General features: G+C 62.8%; 17 protein-coding genes. 4 read left to right on the forward strand and 13 right to left on the reverse strand.

Features of this window, described 5'->3' with window-relative positions; genetic code table 11:
• Positions 1–285 precede the first annotated feature (285 nt).
• On the forward strand, positions 286–1,956 hold the full coding sequence (locus tag C8264_RS15200; RefSeq protein WP_108461829.1) for a glycoside hydrolase family 3 protein: 1,671 nt from the start codon (positions 286–288) through the stop codon (positions 1,954–1,956).
• A 131-nt stretch (positions 1,957–2,087) separates the two neighbouring features.
• Here the strand turns inward: C8264_RS15200 and C8264_RS15205 are convergent, their stop codons facing one another.
• The 3 genes from C8264_RS15205 to accD form a co-directional block, all read right to left on the reverse strand.
• The gene (locus C8264_RS15205) at positions 2,088–3,380 is read right to left on the reverse strand and encodes a bifunctional folylpolyglutamate synthase/dihydrofolate synthase (RefSeq protein WP_108461830.1); all 1,293 of its coding nucleotides are present in this window, start codon (positions 3,378–3,380) and stop codon (positions 2,088–2,090) included.
• A 228-nt stretch (positions 3,381–3,608) separates the two neighbouring features.
• Entirely contained in the window at positions 3,609–6,101 is a 2,493-nt protein-coding gene (locus tag C8264_RS22620; RefSeq protein WP_245893249.1) for a methyl-accepting chemotaxis protein, read from the reverse strand.
• Between the two features lie 96 nt (positions 6,102–6,197).
• The gene (gene accD / locus C8264_RS15215) at positions 6,198–7,172 is read right to left on the reverse strand and encodes an acetyl-CoA carboxylase, carboxyltransferase subunit beta (RefSeq protein ID WP_108461831.1); all 975 of its coding nucleotides are present in this window, start codon (positions 7,170–7,172) and stop codon (positions 6,198–6,200) included.
• Positions 7,173–7,546: 374 nt separating this feature from the next.
• Here accD and C8264_RS15220 point away from each other — a divergent pair, with 374 nt between their 5' ends.
• Positions 7,547–8,008, forward strand: a complete 462-nt coding sequence (locus C8264_RS15220; RefSeq protein ID WP_205245694.1) for a hypothetical protein — start codon at positions 7,547–7,549, stop codon at positions 8,006–8,008.
• A gap of 158 nt (positions 8,009–8,166) precedes the next feature.
• Here C8264_RS15220 and trpA read toward each other — a convergent pair whose 3' ends face one another.
• Positions 8,167–8,994, reverse strand: a complete 828-nt coding sequence (gene trpA / locus C8264_RS15225) for a tryptophan synthase subunit alpha (RefSeq protein ID WP_108461832.1) — start codon at positions 8,992–8,994, stop codon at positions 8,167–8,169.
• Positions 8,995–9,072: 78 nt separating this feature from the next.
• Positions 9,073–10,860, reverse strand: coding sequence for a hypothetical protein (locus C8264_RS15230; RefSeq protein WP_162783683.1), 1,788 nt, complete (start codon positions 10,858–10,860; stop codon positions 9,073–9,075).
• A gap of 196 nt (positions 10,861–11,056) precedes the next feature.
• Here C8264_RS15230 and C8264_RS15235 point away from each other — a divergent pair, with 196 nt between their 5' ends.
• Positions 11,057–12,484, forward strand: coding sequence for an MFS transporter (locus tag C8264_RS15235; protein ID WP_108461834.1), 1,428 nt, complete (start codon positions 11,057–11,059; stop codon positions 12,482–12,484).
• Between the two features lie 104 nt (positions 12,485–12,588).
• On the opposite strand, the gene C8264_RS15240 is transcribed toward C8264_RS15235, so the two are convergent.
• Complete coding sequence (locus tag C8264_RS15240) at positions 12,589–13,224, reverse strand: peroxiredoxin (protein WP_108461835.1); 636 nt, start codon at positions 13,222–13,224, stop codon at positions 12,589–12,591.
• 289 nt (positions 13,225–13,513) lie between these two features.
• On the opposite strand from C8264_RS15240, the gene C8264_RS15245 reads away from it, so the two are divergent.
• Positions 13,514–13,798: a hypothetical protein gene (locus C8264_RS15245; RefSeq protein ID WP_108461836.1), complete on the forward strand. Its 285-nt coding sequence runs from the start codon at positions 13,514–13,516 to the stop codon at positions 13,796–13,798.
• Between the two features lie 35 nt (positions 13,799–13,833).
• Here the strand turns inward: C8264_RS15245 and C8264_RS15250 are convergent, their stop codons facing one another.
• The 7 genes from C8264_RS15250 to C8264_RS15280 form a co-directional block, all read right to left on the reverse strand.
• A complete protein-coding gene (locus C8264_RS15250) occupies positions 13,834–14,328 on the reverse strand; it encodes a CreA family protein (protein WP_108461837.1) in 495 nt (164 codons plus the stop codon).
• Between the two features lie 59 nt (positions 14,329–14,387).
• Positions 14,388–15,188 carry an amino acid ABC transporter permease gene (locus C8264_RS15255; protein WP_108461838.1) on the reverse strand — a complete coding sequence of 267 codons (801 nt, stop codon included), beginning with the start codon at positions 15,186–15,188 and terminating at the stop codon, positions 14,388–14,390.
• A gap of 196 nt (positions 15,189–15,384) precedes the next feature.
• Complete coding sequence (locus tag C8264_RS15260) at positions 15,385–16,185, reverse strand: transporter substrate-binding domain-containing protein (RefSeq protein ID WP_108461839.1); 801 nt, start codon at positions 16,183–16,185, stop codon at positions 15,385–15,387.
• A 76-nt stretch (positions 16,186–16,261) separates the two neighbouring features.
• Positions 16,262–16,624, reverse strand: a complete 363-nt coding sequence (locus tag C8264_RS22945; RefSeq protein ID WP_205245695.1) for a YegP family protein — start codon at positions 16,622–16,624, stop codon at positions 16,262–16,264.
• A gap of 84 nt (positions 16,625–16,708) precedes the next feature.
• On the reverse strand, positions 16,709–17,005 hold the full coding sequence (locus tag C8264_RS15270) for an Rdx family protein (RefSeq protein WP_108461841.1): 297 nt from the start codon (positions 17,003–17,005) through the stop codon (positions 16,709–16,711).
• The gene (locus C8264_RS15275) at positions 17,005–17,469 is read right to left on the reverse strand and encodes a Crp/Fnr family transcriptional regulator (protein ID WP_108461842.1); all 465 of its coding nucleotides are present in this window, start codon (positions 17,467–17,469) and stop codon (positions 17,005–17,007) included. Before C8264_RS15275 ends, C8264_RS15270 begins: the two co-directional genes overlap by 1 nt.
• Before the next feature lie 213 nt (positions 17,470–17,682).
• Positions 17,683–18,309, reverse strand: a complete 627-nt coding sequence (locus C8264_RS15280) for a L,D-transpeptidase (protein ID WP_108461843.1) — start codon at positions 18,307–18,309, stop codon at positions 17,683–17,685.
• Between the last annotated feature and the right edge of the window lie 4 nt (positions 18,310–18,313).

The raw sequence follows: 18,313 nt of genomic DNA on the forward strand, positions 1-18,313 counted from the left end.
TGCTCAAGGGCGAGCTTGGCTGGCTCTGAGGGGCTACAGGCTATCCGGCCCGGACCATGGCTCACGCCACGCTCCAAGGCCGATCATCGTCAATCACGGCCTCAAAGGAAACATACAAGGGGCGAGGGGACGATGGAACCTTGAACGCTGTTCATATGCGATAGCCCTGCCGGACAAGCCGGGTGGTGACGCAGTGGGTGGGGCAGGATATTGCCCTCGCCAGCTTCCGTGCCGCCGCGAAAAGCACTAGCCTTCAGCCAACAAGAAGGCTGGGGAGGCCCTCGGATGGCTATCGATCTTTATGCGAGCCCGTTCCATCTGGATAACGAGGCGATTGCCTGGGTGCATACGACGCGCGAGGCGCTGATGCCGCGCGACAAGCTGGCGCAATTGTTTGTGCTGCTGGCGCGGGGCGAGCCTGATGAAGTCAGCGAGACGGTGCGAAGCTTCAAGCCAGGCGGCATTACCCGGATCTATTCGGACGATCTGGCGGCCGAGATTGGCCTGGTGCAGGAGCTGGCCGAGCATAGCGCCATTCCCTTACTGGTGAGCGCCGACCTTGAAGGCAGCCGCATGAGCCTGCCGTTTGGCACCAGCGTGCCCAACCCGTTGGGGCTTGCGGCGGTGGATGACGTCGAGGCGACCACGGCGATTTCGACCATCATGGCGCGGGAAGCCAGTGCGGTGGGGCTGAACTGGAGTTTTACGCCGGTTATCGACATCAACGCGGCCTGGCGGAGTGCCATTGTGGGCACGCGCTCGTTTGGCAGTGATGCCGAGAAAATCGAACGCCATGCGCTGGCGCAGATCGCAGCGTTCCAGGCCAATGGCGTAGCGGCGACGGTGAAGCACTGGCCCGGCGAGGGCTATGACGACCGGGACCAGCATCTGGTGACTACGGTCAATCCGCTTGATATGGCGGAGTGGGAAGAGAGTTTTGGCCGGCTGTATCGCAAGGCAATCGAAGCCGGCGTGATGAGCGTGATGTCGGCGCATATCGCTTTTCCCGCATTCGTGCGGGCGCTGGATTCTGAGGCAGGAGCCGAGGCATTCCGGCCGGCTTCGTTGTCGCGCATCCTGAACCAGGATCTGTTGCGGCGCGAGATGGGGTTCAACGGGCTGATCGTGTCCGACGCGACGCCCATGGCGGGGATGAACGATTGGGGCCCACGGGACGAGGTGCTGCCCGAGGCGGTGATTGCCGGCTGTGACGTGATCCTGTTTTCCGATGATCCCAATGCCGATTTGATGCGACTGGTGAAGGCGGTGGCCGACGGCCGGCTTTCGCAGGAGCGGGTGGATGAAGCGGTAACGCGCGTGCTGGCGCTGAAGGCTGCGCTGGGCTTGCACAAGGTCGAGAAGCCACAGGTGAGCCTGGCAGCGGCACAGGCTGTGGTCGGGGACCAGGAAAGCGCCAATATGGCGCGGGGCGTGACCGGGCGGGTGCCGACGCTGGTCAAGGATGTTCGCGGGATAGTGCCGCTGAGCCTGGACAAGCATCGCCGGGTGCTGGTGTTTTCGGGCGGCGTGGTGTTGCCCTTCGTGCCGGCGCCCCTGCCGCTAAGTGTTCCCGACCGGCTGACCGCGGAGGGGTTCGAGGTGACGGTTTATCAGCCCGGCATGGCGGTGAGCCCGCGGGATTATGATCTGGTGCTCTATCTGTTTGCCGAGGAAACGCTGTTGACGCGCAGCCGGATATTTCTCGATTGGCACAAATTGACCGGTTCGGTGTTTGGCGCCATGGCGCGCTATTGGCACGATCTGCCGACGCTGATGATCAGCTTTGGCTGGCCGTATTATTTGCATGATGCGCCGCGGGTGCCGGCTTATGTGAATGCTTATGGATCGAGCGAGGCGCTGCAGGCGGCGGTGGTGGAAGCGATTTTGGGGCGGCAGGAATTTGCGGGGACTAGCCCGGTGGACCCGTTTGTCGGGAGCGAGCAGGGGCGGTATTGAGGGGGCAGCCCTCACCGGACCAATGGACCTCATGGTGAGCTTATCGAACCATGAGGGCTGGGCAAAATGCCTCCACTCACTCGCCCTCGTGCTTCGACAGGCTCACCATGAGGGCTCTGGGGCAGCTGAATTCAATCAGGCGGGGTGCCGTTTTTGGCGAGGACGTCGCCGGCGAGGTAGAGCGAGCCGCAGATGAGAACGCGGGCGTTGGGGGTTTTGGCGGCTTGGGTCAGGGCCGCTTCGACGTCGGGGGCAGTTGTGGCCTGCAAGCCGACGCTGCGGGCGTCGCTGGCGATGAAATCGGCGGTGTGGGCGTTGGGCTCGCCGGGAACGGTGAGGGTGAAGACCTCCTGAACCATGCCCTTGAAGGGTTCGAGGAACTCGGCGGGGGAGCGGTTGCTCATCATGCCCATGATCAGGATCAGTGGCGCGGGCCGGCTGCGGTTCATGTCCGCGATGGCGTGGGCAATGGCGCGGGCGCCGTGGACGTTGTGGCCGCCATCGAGCCAGAGTTCGGCGCCGGCGCCCAACTGGTCGCGCAGCTTGCCGTGCAGCGGCATCATGCGGGCGGGCCAGACGACATTGCGCAGACCGCGCGCGAGGGCGTCGCTATCGACTGGCAAGCCGAAGTGTCGGGTGGCGGCGATGGCGAGAGCAGCGTTTTCGAATTGATGGGCGCCAAGTAGGGCCGGTGGGGGCAGGTCGAGCAGGCCCGATTCGTCCTGGTAGACGAGGCGGCCATCCTGGGCCGAGCCGTGGAAATCCTCGCCCTGGTAGACCGGGGTGATGCCCAGGCGCCGGGCGGCGCGGTCGATCACGGCGCGGCCTTCGTCCTGCTGGATGCCGATGACGGCCTTGCTGCCGCGCTTGAGAATGCCCGCCTTATTGGCGGCGATCTCGGCGATGGTATTGCCGAGGAACCCCTGGTGATCGAGATCGACCGGGGTGATGATGACGCCGAGCGGATCCGCCACGACATTGGTGGTGTCATAGGTGCCGCCCATACCGGTTTCGAGCAGCAGGTAGTCGGCCGGTGTTTCGGCATAGAGCACGAAGGCTGCGGCGGTAGTGACCTCGAAAAAGGTAATGTTGCGGCCGGCGTTGATCTGTTCGACGCGCTCCAGGACCTCGTTGAGTCGCTCCGTGCTGACCAGCTTGCCGGCCAGCCGGATGCGCTCGTTGAAGTGCACCAGATGGGGTGAATTGTAGACGTGGACCGATTTGCCGGCGGCTTCGAGGAAGGCGCGCAGATAGGCAATGGTCGAGCCCTTGGCATTGGTGCCGGCGACATGGATCACCGGGGGCAGCTTCTGGTGCGGATTGCCCAGGGCTTCAAGCAGCGGCAGGATACGATCGAGGCTGAGGTCGATCAGCTTGGGATGGAGCCCCGAAAGGCGCTTGAGAATGGCATCGGTGCGGGACATGGCTTGGTCCAGAGGGAGATGCGGATCAGGTAGCGCCGATGTGGGTGCGCTGCAAGGCGGAAGGTGGGGTTGGGTGCGCGCTCCACTTGCTTGACCGCGTGGTTCGACAGGCTCACCATGAGGTCTGTTAGATGCAGGTGAATGGGCCAAGTTCCAACGTTGTGCCGGAGTTAATCCGGCCCCCAACCTTGATCCCTTCCCGCAAGGGGGAGGGTGTCGACTGAGGGATCAGAACTCCGACCAGTCCTTGTCGATGGCTTCGGCGGTGTTGGAGCGGCGGAGGTAGGTGCCGGCGGCGGATTTGAGTTTTTCCTGGAGGGTGCGGGCACTAGCGGCGGGTTTGCCGACGAGGCGGGGCGTCGGGGTGTCGATGGTGAAGACTTCCACGATGCGGTCGAGTTCGACGGCTTGGGCTTCGGTCTGCTCGATTGCGGCGTTGGTTTCTTCCACCAGGGCTGCGTTGTGCTGGGTCATTTCGTCCATCTGCTGCACGGCGATGGTGACCTCCTTGAGGGCACCGGCCTGTTTGCGGCTGTCGTGCGAAATGGTTTGGAGCACCTCGGTGTTGTCGCGGATGGCCGACAGCATGGAGGAGAGCTTGGTGGAGGCGTCGGAAACGAGCCTGGTGCCGCCCTTGACCTCGTTGGCGGACTGCTCGATCAACGCCTTGACGTCGGAAGAGGCGCTGGCGGCCGATTGGGCGAGGCGCCGCACTTCGACGGCAACCACGGCGAAGCCCTTGCCGGCGTCGCCCGCACGGGCGGCTTCCACGGAGGCGTTGAGGGCGAGCAAATTGGTCTGGAAGGCGATGTCGTCGATGAGGCCGATGATGTTGGAAATCTTGCCGGAGGAGGCGGTGATGCGGTCCATGGCTTCGGTGGCGGCGGCCATGACCTGCCCGCCTTCTTCGGCGGTGCGGCTGACATTTTTTGCCTGAACGCTGGCGGCTTCGGCACGGTTGGCGCTTTCGAGGACCGTTGCGGCCAGTTGCTCCACGGAGGCCGAGGTTTGCTCGATGGTTGCGGCCTGGCGGGTGGTGCGCTCGGACAAATCGTTGGCGCCGGAGAGAATTTCGCCGGTGGCGAGCTTGAGCTGGCCCGACGTGGTGCGCAGCTGGCCGACGATTTCGCCCAGCTTTTCGGCGACGGCGTTGGTGTCGTCCTTGAGGCGCGCGAAAGCGCCGTGGTAGTCGCCGCGGACACGCCGGGTCAGGTCGGTGTCGGCGAGGGCGGCCAGCACTTCGCCGGTTTCGCCCAAGCCACGATCGACGGTTTCGACGAGGGTGTTGACGGAGCGCGCGAGGGTATTGAGCTCGGCGTCGGGGAATTGGGTTTCGACGCGCTGGTTGAAGTCGCCGGCGATGGCGGCCTCGACCACGTCGCCGAAGGCGCGCTGCAGCGACACCATCATGGCGCTGCGTTCGGCCTGGTTGGCGATGATGCGGGCAGCTTCAGCCTCGGTCATTTCGGCGACCTTGAGGCCGTTTTCGCGGAAGACTTCGACGGCGCGGGCCATGGCCCCCAGCTCGTCGGTGCGTTCGGCGCCCTGCACTTGCGTGGCAAGATCGCCTTGGGCGAGGGCCTGCATGGTGCCGGTGAGGCGGGTCATCGGGCGGGTGATGGTGCGCGAGAACAAAAGGCCCATGGCGGCGACGACGGCCAGCAGGCCCGCGCCGATCAACAGCATCATGTTGCGCATGTTGGCGACGGGGGCCAGCACTTCGTCGGTGGCCATGATGGCGACGGCAGCCCAGGGCTGGCCGCGGGTGGCGATGGGGGCGGCGGCGACCAGCATGTCGGTAGCACGATAGTCGAGGGTTTCGCCATTGGCTGGCGTGCCGGCAAGGGCCTGATCGAGCACGGGGGTGACGAAGGGGGTCACCAGCGCATCATTGTCGGGGGTGAAGGTGGAATCGGAGCGCAGCAGATTGTCGCTGCCGACGACGATCACTTCGCCGGTTTGCCCGAGGCCAGTGCGGTCACCCACCACGGCATCGAGGCGCTCGGAGGGCAGTTGCAGCGCAAGGACGCCGATCTTGCGGCCCTGGGCGTTGAAGACGGGCTTGGCGAAGAAGCTGGCGGGCAGGCCGCCGGCGACCTCATAGGGCGCGAAATCCTCGAAGACCAAATCGTCAGGGTTTTCGATGGCGATTGCCTGCTGGAAGGCCTTGCCCAGGGCAGTGGCCGCGAAGGGGCCGCCTTCGGCGAAGCTGGTGCCGAAATCGGCGGATTTATTGACCGAATAGACCAGCGCCCCCTTGAGATCGAAGAGGTAGAGGTCACGGTAGCCGCGGACGGCGATCTGGTTGCGGAAGGCGGCGTGCGAACGGGTGTGGGGCACGTCATAGGCGCCGGTGGTGCCCAGGGTTTCCAGAGCCGCCAGATTGTCCTTGTTGGGATTGTCGTCGACATAGAGCTTGCGCACTTCGGCGGTCGGATCGACCTTGAATGACAGCCAGGCGCCGGCGAAATCGCGCAGGGCCTGAATGGTGGCCTCGGAGCGGGAGGTGGCGACCAGATCGCTTTCGACGGAGTCGAGATAAGAGGAGACTTTGCTGGCCCGTTCGCTGGCCAGGGTCGCCAGATTTGTTTCGGCCGAGTGGCGCAGAGCGTCCGAGCCGATCATGTAGCTGGCCGCGCCCACGCCAAGGCTGACCAAGAGGGCAGAACCCAGCAGGGCAAGCGGCAGCTTGCGCGCGATCGGCATGGAGAACTTTGGCACGGATGACCCCCTTGGCAAATGGCAGCACGGCGGAATCATCCGCCGTGTGCATCCGTGCTCAAAGATAGGGCCGTGTGCTTAAATGCCGGTAAAGACTTACTCGGCGTGAGCGGCGCTCGGCGCCGTCAATTCATCATCATCGCCTTCGGCCGCCAAAGCTGCATCGCGCATGGTGGCGCGGGCCAGGGTGGGTGCCGTGGAGGTCAACTCGCCGACCGGTTCGCCCTTGGTCAGGATGGAGGCGAGCGAGCCGATGGTGGAGCGCAGATTGTGGCGGTGGACGACCATGTCGACCATGCCGTGCTCATAAAGATATTCGGAACGCTGGAAGCCCTTGGGGAGCTTTTCGCGAATGGTCTGCTCGATGACGCGCGCGCCGGCAAAGCCGATGCGGGCGCCCGGTTCGGCCAGATGAACGTCGCCCAGCATGGCGTAGGATGCGGTAACGCCACCGGTGGTCGGATCGGTGAAGACCACGAAGAACGGCAGGCCCGCTTCGCGCAGGCGCAGCACGGCAACGGTGGTGCGCGGCATCTGCATCAGCGAGAGCACGCCTTCCTGCATGCGCGCGCCGCCGGAAGCGACGAACAGCACGAAGGGCGTCTTGCGGTTGGCAGCGGTTTCAAGACCGGTGATGATCCCCTGCCCGGCTGCCATGCCGAGCGAGCCGCCCATGAAATCGAAATCCTGCACGGCGACGGTGATGTCGCGCTGGTAAAGCTTACCGGTGGCAACCAGCACCGCGTCGTCATAGCCGGTCTTGGCACGGCTTTCCTTGAGGCGGTCGACATAGCGCTTCTGGTCGCGGAATTTCAGCGGATCGACGGGAACGGAAGGGACGCTGACGAGGCTATACTGGCCATCGTCGAAGAAGGTCTTGAGCCGGTCGGCCGGCTTTATCTTCATGTGATAACCCGAATTAGGGACGACCCACTGATTGGCCTCGAGATCGCGGTAGAACACCATCTCGCCCGATTCCGGATCCTTGACCCAGAGGTTTTCCCCGATGTCTCGCTTTTGCCCCAGGATGGAGCGGATCTTGGGGCGGACGAAATTGTCGATCCAGTTCATGGCAAGCCTCGTGCGGTGAGCTTTTGGTCAGCTACGCGTCAATTGTGGCAATTCTTATCAGGGTGGGGCGGGCAGGGCAAAGGCGAGACGCGGAACTTCCACAGGCTGCCCTCCTCAAACCGTGATGTATTCACAACATTGTGCGAGATGTCCTGCCATATACTATAAATCCAGACGATTTCTTCCACTGACATCCTTCGAATATCCCGGCGATTTCAGATGGCTTCTCAATACAGTTCCAGATTCCGCGTTTTCTTTACTCCTCATGTATATTGCCGGATTGGTAATTTCGGCCGAAATATGGCACTCTGGAATCATTCCGAGCGCCCTTTTGAGGCGTGCAATCACCGATAAACTAATGAGGAGGCAGCATAATGTCTGCAATAGGAGAAAAATTCCGGGACTTCAAAGCGAGCAAGGCGGTCATGTTTTGGTCATGTGCCGGCTGCATTGTTGCCACGATGGTACTCGGCTTTACCTGGGGCGGTTGGGTAACGGCGGGTTCCGCACAAGAACAGGCCGCTAATGCTGCCGACCAGGCGGTTGCCGAACTCGCTGCCGACATATGCGTCAAGCGCTATCTGGCCTCGCCCGATGCGCGGGTCAATTTGACGGCGCTCACCGAGGCGAGCAGCTATAGCCGCGACGGGCTGATCGAAGAGGGCGGCTGGGTTACCTTTGCAGATCGCGAGGACCCGATTGACGGTGCCGCCGATATTTGCGCCGACCGTCTGGCTGAAGTCGATCTTTCTGAACTACCCGAGGTGCCGGTTGCCGCCGCGGCTGCTGCTACGACCATAGTGCCGGCAGCTGCCAACGCAACGAGCGTGCAGTAATCGCAGCGCAGGCGGCCTTACCAACAGGCCGCCTGCGTTACAGCGCGTCGCGTTTGATTGAGCTCAGCTAGTGGAGGCTTGGTGCCACGCCCTCGTGGTTCGACAAGCTCACCATGAGGTCTACTGCGTGAATCCCATCCGGTGCGACATGCTTTAGTTCAGGAGCGGGCCCGCTTCACGCCACGGGCCAGGTCTGCGACGATGTCGCGGACGGCCGCAACGGTGCGGTCGGTTGCCTTGCCATCGACCAGCGAATTGCCGACGGCTTCGACGAGGACTGTGCCGACCACGATGCCATCCGCGTGGCGGCCGATTTCGGCGGCATCTTCGGCGGTTTTGATGCCGAAGCCGACAGCGACGGGCAGATCGGTGTGGCCCTTGATGCGCTCGACAGCATCACCCACCGCGCCGCGCGATTTGATGGCGGCGCCGGTCACACCGGTCATCGAGACATAATAGACAAAGCCCGAAGTGTTCTTGAGCACCGCAGGCAGGCGCTTGTCGTCGGTGGTTGGCGTGGTGAGGCGAATGAAGTTGATGCCGGCCTCGAGCGCGGGAATGCAGAGTTCCTCGTCTTCCTCGGGCGGCAGGTCGACGATGATGAGCCCATCGACGCCGGCTGCCTTCGCGGCGGCCAAAAACTTGTCGACGCCGAAGATGAAGATGGGATTGTAGTAGCCCATCAGCACCACGGGCGTGGTCTCGTCCTTGCGGCGGAAATCTTCCACCATGCCCAGAATGCCGCGCAAGGTCTGTCCGGCGGCGAGCGCACGCTGGCCGCCCAGCTGGATGGCAACGCCGTCGGCCATGGGATCGGAAAAGGGCATGCCAAGCTCGATGATATCGGCGCCGGCCTGTGGCAGGGCATCGAAGATCGCCTGGCTCGTGGCGAGGTCGGGATCGCCGCCCATCACGAAGGTGACGAGCGCCGGGCGGCCTTCGGCCTTGAGCGCTTCAAAGCGCGTTGCGATGCGAGACGGCGTCATCTGGCGGGTTCCCTCATATTTGCCTTGGGGTAGTAGGGGCGCGAGGGGAGCGCTGTCAATTCCGCCCGGGCAAAAGGCTCAGGGCATGACCGAATAGATGCGCAGGGGGCTATTAGGCAGGCTCACATCATGCAGCCAGCCGGGCAGCGCATCGCGGGCGAAAAGCGAGACGAAGCTGTCTTCCGCCTTGCCCGGGATCCCCCCCATTTCGGGCATGCCGGGGCAGACGACGACGAGTGAGACACCGCGATCGGCAAGAATGGTCCGGGCCGTGGCGATGGGCTCGTTGAGGAAACGGAACGCGTCAAGCACGCCCTGCTCATTGCGATGATAGGGCGCGGCCACCACGGCATGCGGGGTATAGAGCAAGAGGTGGGCACCCAGATCGATCGGCGACATGATGCGCTCGGGCGGGATGGCTGCAAGATCGGCAAAGGCGGAAGGCACAAGGCACGCTTCGGTGTTGGCGCGGCCATTGCCGGCCCGTTCAGGCTGCCCCGGCAGCAGCGCAAGGATGCCGCTCACAGCCAGCGCAAGCACGACGCCGGAAAAGGCCAGCCAGCTGCCAAGCAAGGCTGCCAGATTGCCCGGCCGCCGATTGGCCAGGTAGCGGTGGCGCATGGAAACAATGAGCCAGGCGGCGGCGGGCATGGCCGGCATGATGGAAAGGCGCGCGCCGCGCACCTGCGCCAGCATGACGAGAGCCGTTGTTACCAGGAACACCAGCAGCACGGCCCATTGGGCGCGGCTTTCGGACACGCGCCAGAGGCGGTAAGGCACGATCAGAACGGCAAGGAGCGGCGGAAGGCCAATTGCTACGGCATAGGCGGGCGTGTCGACGAAATTGGAGAGCCAGGGCTTGGCTTCGACGATTGCTGCGATCCAGTTGGCCTGGAGCCATGGATCGAGCGCGGCATAGGGGCCGCTGAGGCATTGGGGGAAAAAGGAGGCCAGGACAAGCAGGCCTGTGGCTCCCGGTATGGCGAGAAGGAGGAAGCGCTGCCAGGGTGCGCGGAGCGGGGGCACGATGCTGGCCAGCGTAAAGAGGACGGCGACGAGCAGCGCCACCCCGACATAGAGCGGGGAGATAACGTCGCAGGCCGGCTCGAACCAGCGCGCAGGCGGGCGGAAAATGGCCAGATGCACAACCGTGCCGAGGCCGAATGCCAAGCCGAAGCCGCGCATGGCGGTGGCTCGTTGGCCATCGATCACGAAAGCCAGACCGAAGACGATGATCGCGGCGGCAATGGCGGGCAGCGATTCAGTGGCGATTGCAAGGGCTGTTGCGGTCAGCAGGCCCGCGAGGATGGCGAAGCGCGGGCGGGTAATGGCTTCGACCGAAGCCCACGCCATGGCGAAGGTCAAAACGATGACGACGCCGTGGTGATCGACGCGGCCGGGTGTGAATTCGGCTGTTATTGCCGGGCTCAGCAATGGCAGGATCAGGGCGGGGAACACGCCTTCGGGGCCGACCAGCCGGAAGGCGAGGCTGGCACTGAGCCACAGCAGCAGGGCCAGAAGCAGCATGGGCCATATCGTGCCGGCGGCGAGCAGCGCCGTATCGGCACCGAGGAGCGGCGTGAACACCAGCACCAGAACGGCGAGCGGCAGATCGATCAGGCGCGACCAGTGGATTTCAGCGCCGAACGGAGTGTTGAGCCGGTGAACGGTGAGATCGTACCAGTTCTGGCCGGCCAGGAAATCGCGCACCATGACCATGCGCATGGCGTCGTCGGTGTCGGCGAAAAACGGCAGGCCGGAACGGCCCATCATGGTGCGGACGACCAGGGTCGTGGCGGCAACGATGAACACCCCGGTGACGAGGCGCCAATCGGGGCCAGAGCGCAGAGAAGTCTGACCGGTCACGCACATGGTCCTGACGGAGTGAAGGGCGCCGCAGCATGCGCATGCTGGGTTAAGATCGCGTAGCAGCTAGCATAACTCGCGGTGTATCGTTGCAATTGCCGGCTTCCGGAGTCGCGCCAGAATAAAACAAGCTTCTCCTTTTTAAATCAGCTCGTATAAGAGCACCCCAAGAGGTTACCCGCAGGAACAATCCGCCATGTCCGAACCATCAAGCAGCGGCAGCTGGGCCGAAATCTTTACCCCGCGCTATGCCAGCGTGACGCTGATCCTGTGCATCGGCGTGGCCTTGCTGGCGTTCAACGCGTTCCTGTCGTCGATTTCACTGCCCACGGCGGTGCAGGAAATGGGCGGTGTCGCGCTGATTTCCTGGGCGCTGACGCTGTTCCTGGTGTTTGCGATCGTGGGCGGTTCTGGATCGGCGCTGCTGAAGCAGCGGCTTGGCGCCAAGACCGCCTTGCTGGTCTCGGCCGGCGTATTCCTGGTCGGCACTCTGATTGCCGCCAATGCCACCTCCATGCCGATCGTGCTGGTGGGCCGGGCGTTGCAGGGACTGGGCGAGGGCGTGGTGTCGGCGATCTGCTTTGCGCTGATTCCGGAATTGTTTCCGTCGCGGCTCGTGCCCAAGGTTTTTGGGATGCAGGCGATGATCTGGGCGATTGCCGCGTTTGGCGGACCGGCCATCGCGGGACTGTTGACCGAGTTGGTTTCGTGGCGCGCAGCCTTCCTGATCAGCGTGCCGCTGGTGCTGATCTTTGCCGTGATGGTGATGTTCGTGGTGCCGGGCGGGCGGAGCGAGGACAAAAAGCCCGTCAGTTTTCCCGGGCTGCGGCTGCTGGCCATTGGCCTTGGCATCATGCTGGTGGCGCTGGCCGGTGTTGCGCCGCCCTGGCAGGCCACGGGCTTGCTGGTCGGCGCGGCGCTGCTGCTGGTTGGAGCGGTCTGGCTCGATGGCCGCAGCCGCGACCGGCTGATGCCGCTCGATGCGTTCCGCCCGGTATCGGTAGTCGGCACGGGGTTGTGGATGACCCTGCTGATCAACGTGGCTGGGGCCGGCTCGGCGGTTTACCTGGTGCTGGTGGTGCAGGAGATGTGGGGGCTGGGGCCGACGCTGGCGGGCGTGATCGCCGCAGTTCTGGCCGTGGCCTGGAGCGCATCGGCGATCCTCGTCGCCAATGTGCGCCAGAAGGAAACGCGCAAGACCCTGATCCGCCTGGGGCCGGCGATGATCGCGACCGGGCTTGTGCTGGTGCTGATCGGGTTGCAACTGGACCTCGTGGCAGTCGTCGTTATCGGCCAGCTCGTTATCGGCTCGGGCTTCGGCACCTGCAACGGCTATCTCAACCTCACCATGATGGAAGCGGCCAGCGACGCCGAGCGCGACCGCACCTCGGCCTTGATGCCGACGACGCAATCGGCCGGCAATGCCATCGGCGCGGCGTTGGCAGGGGTGGCAGCCAATGCGGCGGGCCTTGCGACCGCGAGTTCGGTAGCGGACATCAAGTTCGCGATTGTGCCGGTTTATATCCTGGGTGCGGCCATGGCGGCACTGGCCTTTGCCGCGGCGTTGCGCACTGTGAGCCTGGTCAAGCCACAGGACGTAAATTCCAGCTTCGCAGTGGGGTAAGTGCTGCGACCTCGTGGTTCGACGGGGTCATCGGCTGGCACAAAGAAAAGGGCGGTGGATCAACCACCGCCCAGTCAGTCAGGGAGAAAACGAGATGCGCGTCGTTACGCGCGGGGCTGGGGGACAATGCGCAGATAGGGCTTGGGTTCCTTCCAGCCATCGGGGAACTTCTCCCTTGCGGCTTCGGCGGAAAGCGAGCTTGCAATAATCACGTCTTCGCCGTTCTTCCAGTTCACCGGGGTGGCGACAGAATGCTTGGCGGTCAGCTGCAGCGAATCGATGACGCGGATCACCTCATCGAAGTTGCGGCCAGTGGATGCCGGGTACTCGATCTTGAGCTTCACCTTCTTGTCCGGCCCGATGACAAACACCGAGCGTACGGTCAGCGTGTTGTCGGCATTGGGGTGGATCATGTCGTAGAGACGGGCCACTTCGCCCTTGGTGTCGGCAAGCAGCGGGAAATTGAGCGCCTGGCCCTGGGTTTCCTCGATGTCCTTGGCCCAGCCGCCATGATCTTCCAGCTTGTCGACCGAAAGACCGAGCACCTTGACGCCGCGCTTCTCGAACTCGGGCTTCAGCTTGGCAGTATAGCCCAGCTCCGTCGTGCAGACGGGCGTAAAGTTCTTGGGATGGCTGAACAGCACAGCCCAGGAGCCTTCGATATAATCGTAGAAGTGAATTGGACCCTCGGTGGAATCCAGCGTGAAATCGGGCGCAGTGTCGCCAATCAGAATTGCCATGGGTTATTGTCCTTTCGGGCGCCGATGCCCGGTGTGTGTAGTGCTCAGGATATCGTAGCGGCACGGTGCGATGTAAGCGCAACGGGTTGAAAAGTTTTTATGTCCAACGCCCTTCGGACAGCATGGGCTTGCCCCAAGTGACGCCTGGGGGAAATGTCCACGTCTGGGCCAGTTCGATGAGGGCGATGCGAACCGCTCACGAGGTCGTGAACTAACCAAATTCCATCGTGAGGCGTTGAGGGTGGGTAATCGCGAAAGAAGAACGCCCCATTCAACTGGAGATGATGAAATGAAATCCTCTGCCCTTGCTCTTGTTACTGCCGCTGCCCTGATGTTTGGCGCCACCTCGGTGTCGTTCGCACAGGAAGCCGAGCGGCCCGCAAGCGATGCCGAATGTGCTGAACTGGCTACCGACGGCATGGAAGCTCCTGCTGCCGAGCTGGAAGGCGAAGAAACATTGCAGGATAACGAATCCTTGTCGGTACAGGCTGACGAAGAAGACGTTGACGAAGCCGACGAAGGCGACGCCATCGATGATCAGACCAAGGCTGATTGTCCGCCCGTTACGCAATAATCACCAAGAGGCCCGGTTCACACCGGGCCTTTTTCTTATGGGGCAGGCGCGCCGTTGGTCCAGATGACCTGTTCGGTCGCGAGCGGTATGACCGAGAGGCTCATCTTGCCGGAGCCCTGCTGAATTTCGCGGGCATGGCCCAGATAGATCAGCGAATTGCTGGACGCATCATAGACGCGGGTGACGCGCAGCGATTTCCAGATCAACGAGCGGCCCTGGCGGAAGACCTCTTCGCCACCTGCCCTGGTGTTGATGTCGCCGATGGTGATGGGCCCCATCACCGAGCAGTCCAGCGCCGAATAGGACGGATCCTCGAACCAGTTGCCCTGACTGACGCGATCGATGAACGAGCGATTGAAATAGGCCAGATGGCAGACGACGCCATCCACCTCCGGATCGGCCACGGCCTCGATGGCGATGTCGTTTCCCGTCCAGTCCACACCCACATTGCCCACTTCGCGACTATCGCCGCAGGCCGCGAGGAGCAGCGCGAGAGGTGCGGCGAGGGCGAGGCTGACGAACTTGTTCATGCAGAGGGCTCCTTATTGGCGGTTTCACACATGGCCCGCCCCCTGCCCCGCCGCAAGGGTCAGTAGCGGTTTTCGCGCATGGAGCGCTCCAGCAGGCGCACCAGCAGCGAGAGCGAAATGGTCATGGTGAGATAGAGATAGGCCACCACGTTATAGGTTTCGAAGAACAGGAAGGTGCCCGACGAATAGACTTTGCCCAATTGGGTGATGTCCTGCACGCCCAAGGCCGAAACCAGCGCCGAATCCTTGATCATGGACACGAAATCGTTGGCGAGCGGCGGCAGGATGGTGCGGAGCGCCTGGGGAAAGGTCACCAGACGGAAGCATTTCCAGCGCGATAGCCCCAGCGAGCGCGCGGCTTCCAACTGGCCTCGGTCCACCGCCTCGATGCCGGCTCGGAAGATCTCAGCGATGAAGGCCGAATAGCAGATGGTGAGCGCGACAATGGCGCGCCAGACAAAATCAAACTGGCGGATGGTGATGGCACTATCGAACGGCTGCAGCAGCCAATTGACCACGGCAACAAGGCCCGGCGCGCCGACGAAGGCGACGTAGAACAGGAACACCAGCACGGGAATGCCGCGGATGATCTCGACATAGAACGTCGCGATCTCGCGCAGGACGCGATTGCCCGAGGTGCGGGCAAGGGCAACGAGCAGGCCCAGGATGGTAGCCGCCGAAAAGGCCACTCCGGTGACCCAGAGCGTGGTGAGAATGCCGCCCTGCAGCGAGCGGAAGATCTGGCTATAGGTGGTGCTGCCGGAAATGCCCCATGCGCCCAGCACGAACAGCAGGCCGATTGCCAACAGCCACCAGGGGATGCGCGACAGGAGCGATGGTGGACGGGGGGTGTAGGTCATGGCTTTGGCTGGGAGGCCTTGGTTCGTTCGGCAGGGAACCACTCCTCCCCGTTCAGGGGGAGTGTTTACTTGTGCGCTTTTTCCACCGGGTCATTCCCGCGAAAGCGGGAACCTCCGTTGCGATGGTTGGAATGAAAACAGAGGTTCCCGCTTTCGCGGGAATGACCCGGTGGTTGTTACATGGGCCAAGCCGGACCTACTGCGCTGCGTTGTAGTCGTAGAACCACTTCTTTTGCAGCGCTTCCATGGTGCCGTCCGCCTTGATCTGGGCAAGGGCGGCGTTCACCGGTGCGACCAGATCGGAGCCCGGCGTGAGGATGAAACCGAAATCTTCGGTGCCAAGGGGCTCGCCGACGATTTTGAAGGCGCCCGGATTGGCGCCGATATAGCCGTTGGCCGAGGTCTGGTCCATCAGGACGGTATCGACATCGCCCGATTGCAGCGCCTGTACCGAGGCGCCGAAGGTGTCGAACAGCTTGATGCGCGGATTGGCCTCGTCACCATCCAGCACATCATAGACGGCGACATAGAAATTGGTGGTGCCGGCCTGTGCGCCGACCAAAAGATCGCTGTCAGCAGAAAAAGCCTGCGCATCGGCAAAGCGCGTTTCGTCGGCGCGCACCAGCATCAATTGCTGGGAGGTCAGATAGCTGTCGGAAAACTCGATGAGTTCCTTGCGCTCGTCATTGATGGTGATGCCGTCCATGCCGATGTCGAACTGACCATCCCGTACCGCCTGGATCATCACATCCCAGCTCGAAAGCTCCCACTTGACCGTGGCGTTGAGGCGCTTGGCGATTTCGTTGAAGAGGTCGTATTCCAGCCCGACGCCCTCTCCGGTTTGCGGATCAGCGAAGTTCAGCGGCACATAGGCGTTCTCGGTGACGGCCACGATTTCGCGGCCAGCGAGATCGGGCAAGTCCTGTGCCTGGACGCCAGGCAGGCTCAAAGCCGTCAGAACTGCGGCAGCGGCAAGGAATCTGGTAAGCGAAGGCATGAGGCAACAGTCTCCCGAGCGATGTTTTGCCGGGAGACTAGACCAAGCACGCAAGGCTTGGGAGGGGCTTTGTGCTTTAGTCTTCTACGTTTGCGCTGGGACCGTTGGTTTGCAGCGACTGGATGGCGTTCTTGGCTGAGGCCTTGGAAGCATAGGTTTCGGTGCGGACCATGGTTTCGCCATTGCTGGCCACGAAGCGCACAAAATGCTGCGCATCCTTGGACTGCACGATCTCGAAGCGATAGCCGGTGCCGGTTTCGTCGCTGGACAGATCGACCGTGATGGCTCCGGGAGCGTTGTTCTTGAGGGATTCGATTGCCGACTTGGCGCTAGCCTTCTGCTTGTAGGCTTCCGACCAGAAGATCTTTTCGCTGTTGTATTCGAAGGCAAACTTGAACTGATCGCTGGCGGCGGCCGAAATCGTGAACTTATGTGCCATGACGCTGGGCTCCATCTTGGCAGCCGCTAGCCGGCTGCTTACCGGGATAGAATAGCGGCGTGAGAGCGGAAGGGAAGCCCCAGGCTAGCGCGCGGCCTTGTGGCCATCGATGTGGCCGAGATCGCGATCGGGGTCGATGCGGTCGCGCACCAATTGCTTGAGCTGCTTGACGTCGGGAAAGCCGCCGTCGCGCTTGCGCTCCCAGACCAGGTCCCCGTCGATGTGGATTTCGAAAATTCCGCCCGTGCCCGGCACCAGGGTAACCGCGCCCATTTCGAGGCTGAAGGTGGAGAGCACTTCGGAGGCCATCCAAGCAGAGCGGAGCAGCCAGTTGCACTGGGTGCAGTATGTTATCGACAGTGTTGGCTTGGTGTCCGGCATCAGCTTTTCTTGCGTTTCCTGGAGAGGTCGGCGGGTTCGACAAGGGTTGCGAGGATTTGGTCGACCAGGTCGAGGTCCTGCCGCTTGCCGGCGGCCTGTTGCTGGAGATCTACCAGATAGGAGGTGGTATAATACAGCCGGCGGGCCAGCATGGTGGCGATGTGAAGCGAAAACTCGGGCCGGCTGTCCAGGAAGGTCAAGGCGTCGGGGATTTCGTATGCCCGGACCGGTGAGAGTGCCTTGACCGTGGCCGTGTGCGGCATGTCGAGCAATACGGCCATTTCGCCGAATATTGAGCCCGGCTCATCGACATGGGTGACCTGGGTGCGTTCGCGGATCACCTCGACCTCGCCTTCGATCAACACGAACAGGCGGCCGAATTGCTCCCCTTCCGGCAGGATCACGGCGCCGGGCTTGAAGCTGACCTGATGCAAGCCCTGGCAGTATTCCAAGATGTCGGCCATCTGCCCCTCCAGCGTGATGGTTCCTATATCTCGCAAAGGCGGGCTTGGGTCAAAGCAAAGCGGCGGACAAACAAAAGCCCGGCTATTGACCGGGCTTTGTGCAGTTTCATCTCCGGGCCAGTGTCGCGACAGCAGCGAACTTCGCTTCGGTGACTACGGAATCCGAAGCAAGGCTCTCCGCTGCCGCGGCAGTGACCCGGAGGCGCTCGCGGATCAGTTGATCACGACAACCTTGGTGCCGACCGGCACGCGGGAGTAGAGATCGATGATGTCCTGGTTCATCAGGCGAATGCAGCCGGAGGATACATTGGTGCCGATGGTGTAGGGCTCGGTGGTGCCGTGCAGACGGAACAGGGTGTCCTGGCCGTTCTTGTAGAGATAGAGCGCGCGCGGGCCGAGCGGATTGGTGGGGCCGCCTTCGAGCCCGTCGGCATAGGGTCCGTAACGCTCGGGCTCACGCTGAACCATGTTGCGGGTCGGAGTCCAGCGCGGCCATTGGGCCTTGCGGCCGACCGTTGCGGTTCCGCGGAATACCAGCGCTTCATTCTTGCCGACACCAACGCCATAACGCAGGGCACGGCCGCCTTCCATCACCAGATAGAGGAAGCGGTTGGGCGTATCCACCACGATGGTGCCTGGGCGCTCGGTGGTGATGTATGGCACTTCCTGGCGCCAGAATTGCGGATCAACCCGGCGGAGATCCATCGCCGGAATGGGGAATTTGTCGTCGTAGATCGCACCGTACATGGCCTGGTAGTACGGATCGATGCGCGGCTCTTCGACCACCGGATTGCGGGTGGTTGAACAGGCGGCAAGAGCAACGGCGGGGAGGCCAATCATGAAA

Origin of the sequence: Devosia naphthalenivorans (assembly GCF_003056355.1) — a bacterium.
GTDB classification, from domain to species: Bacteria; Pseudomonadota; Alphaproteobacteria; order Rhizobiales; family Devosiaceae; genus Devosia; species Devosia naphthalenivorans.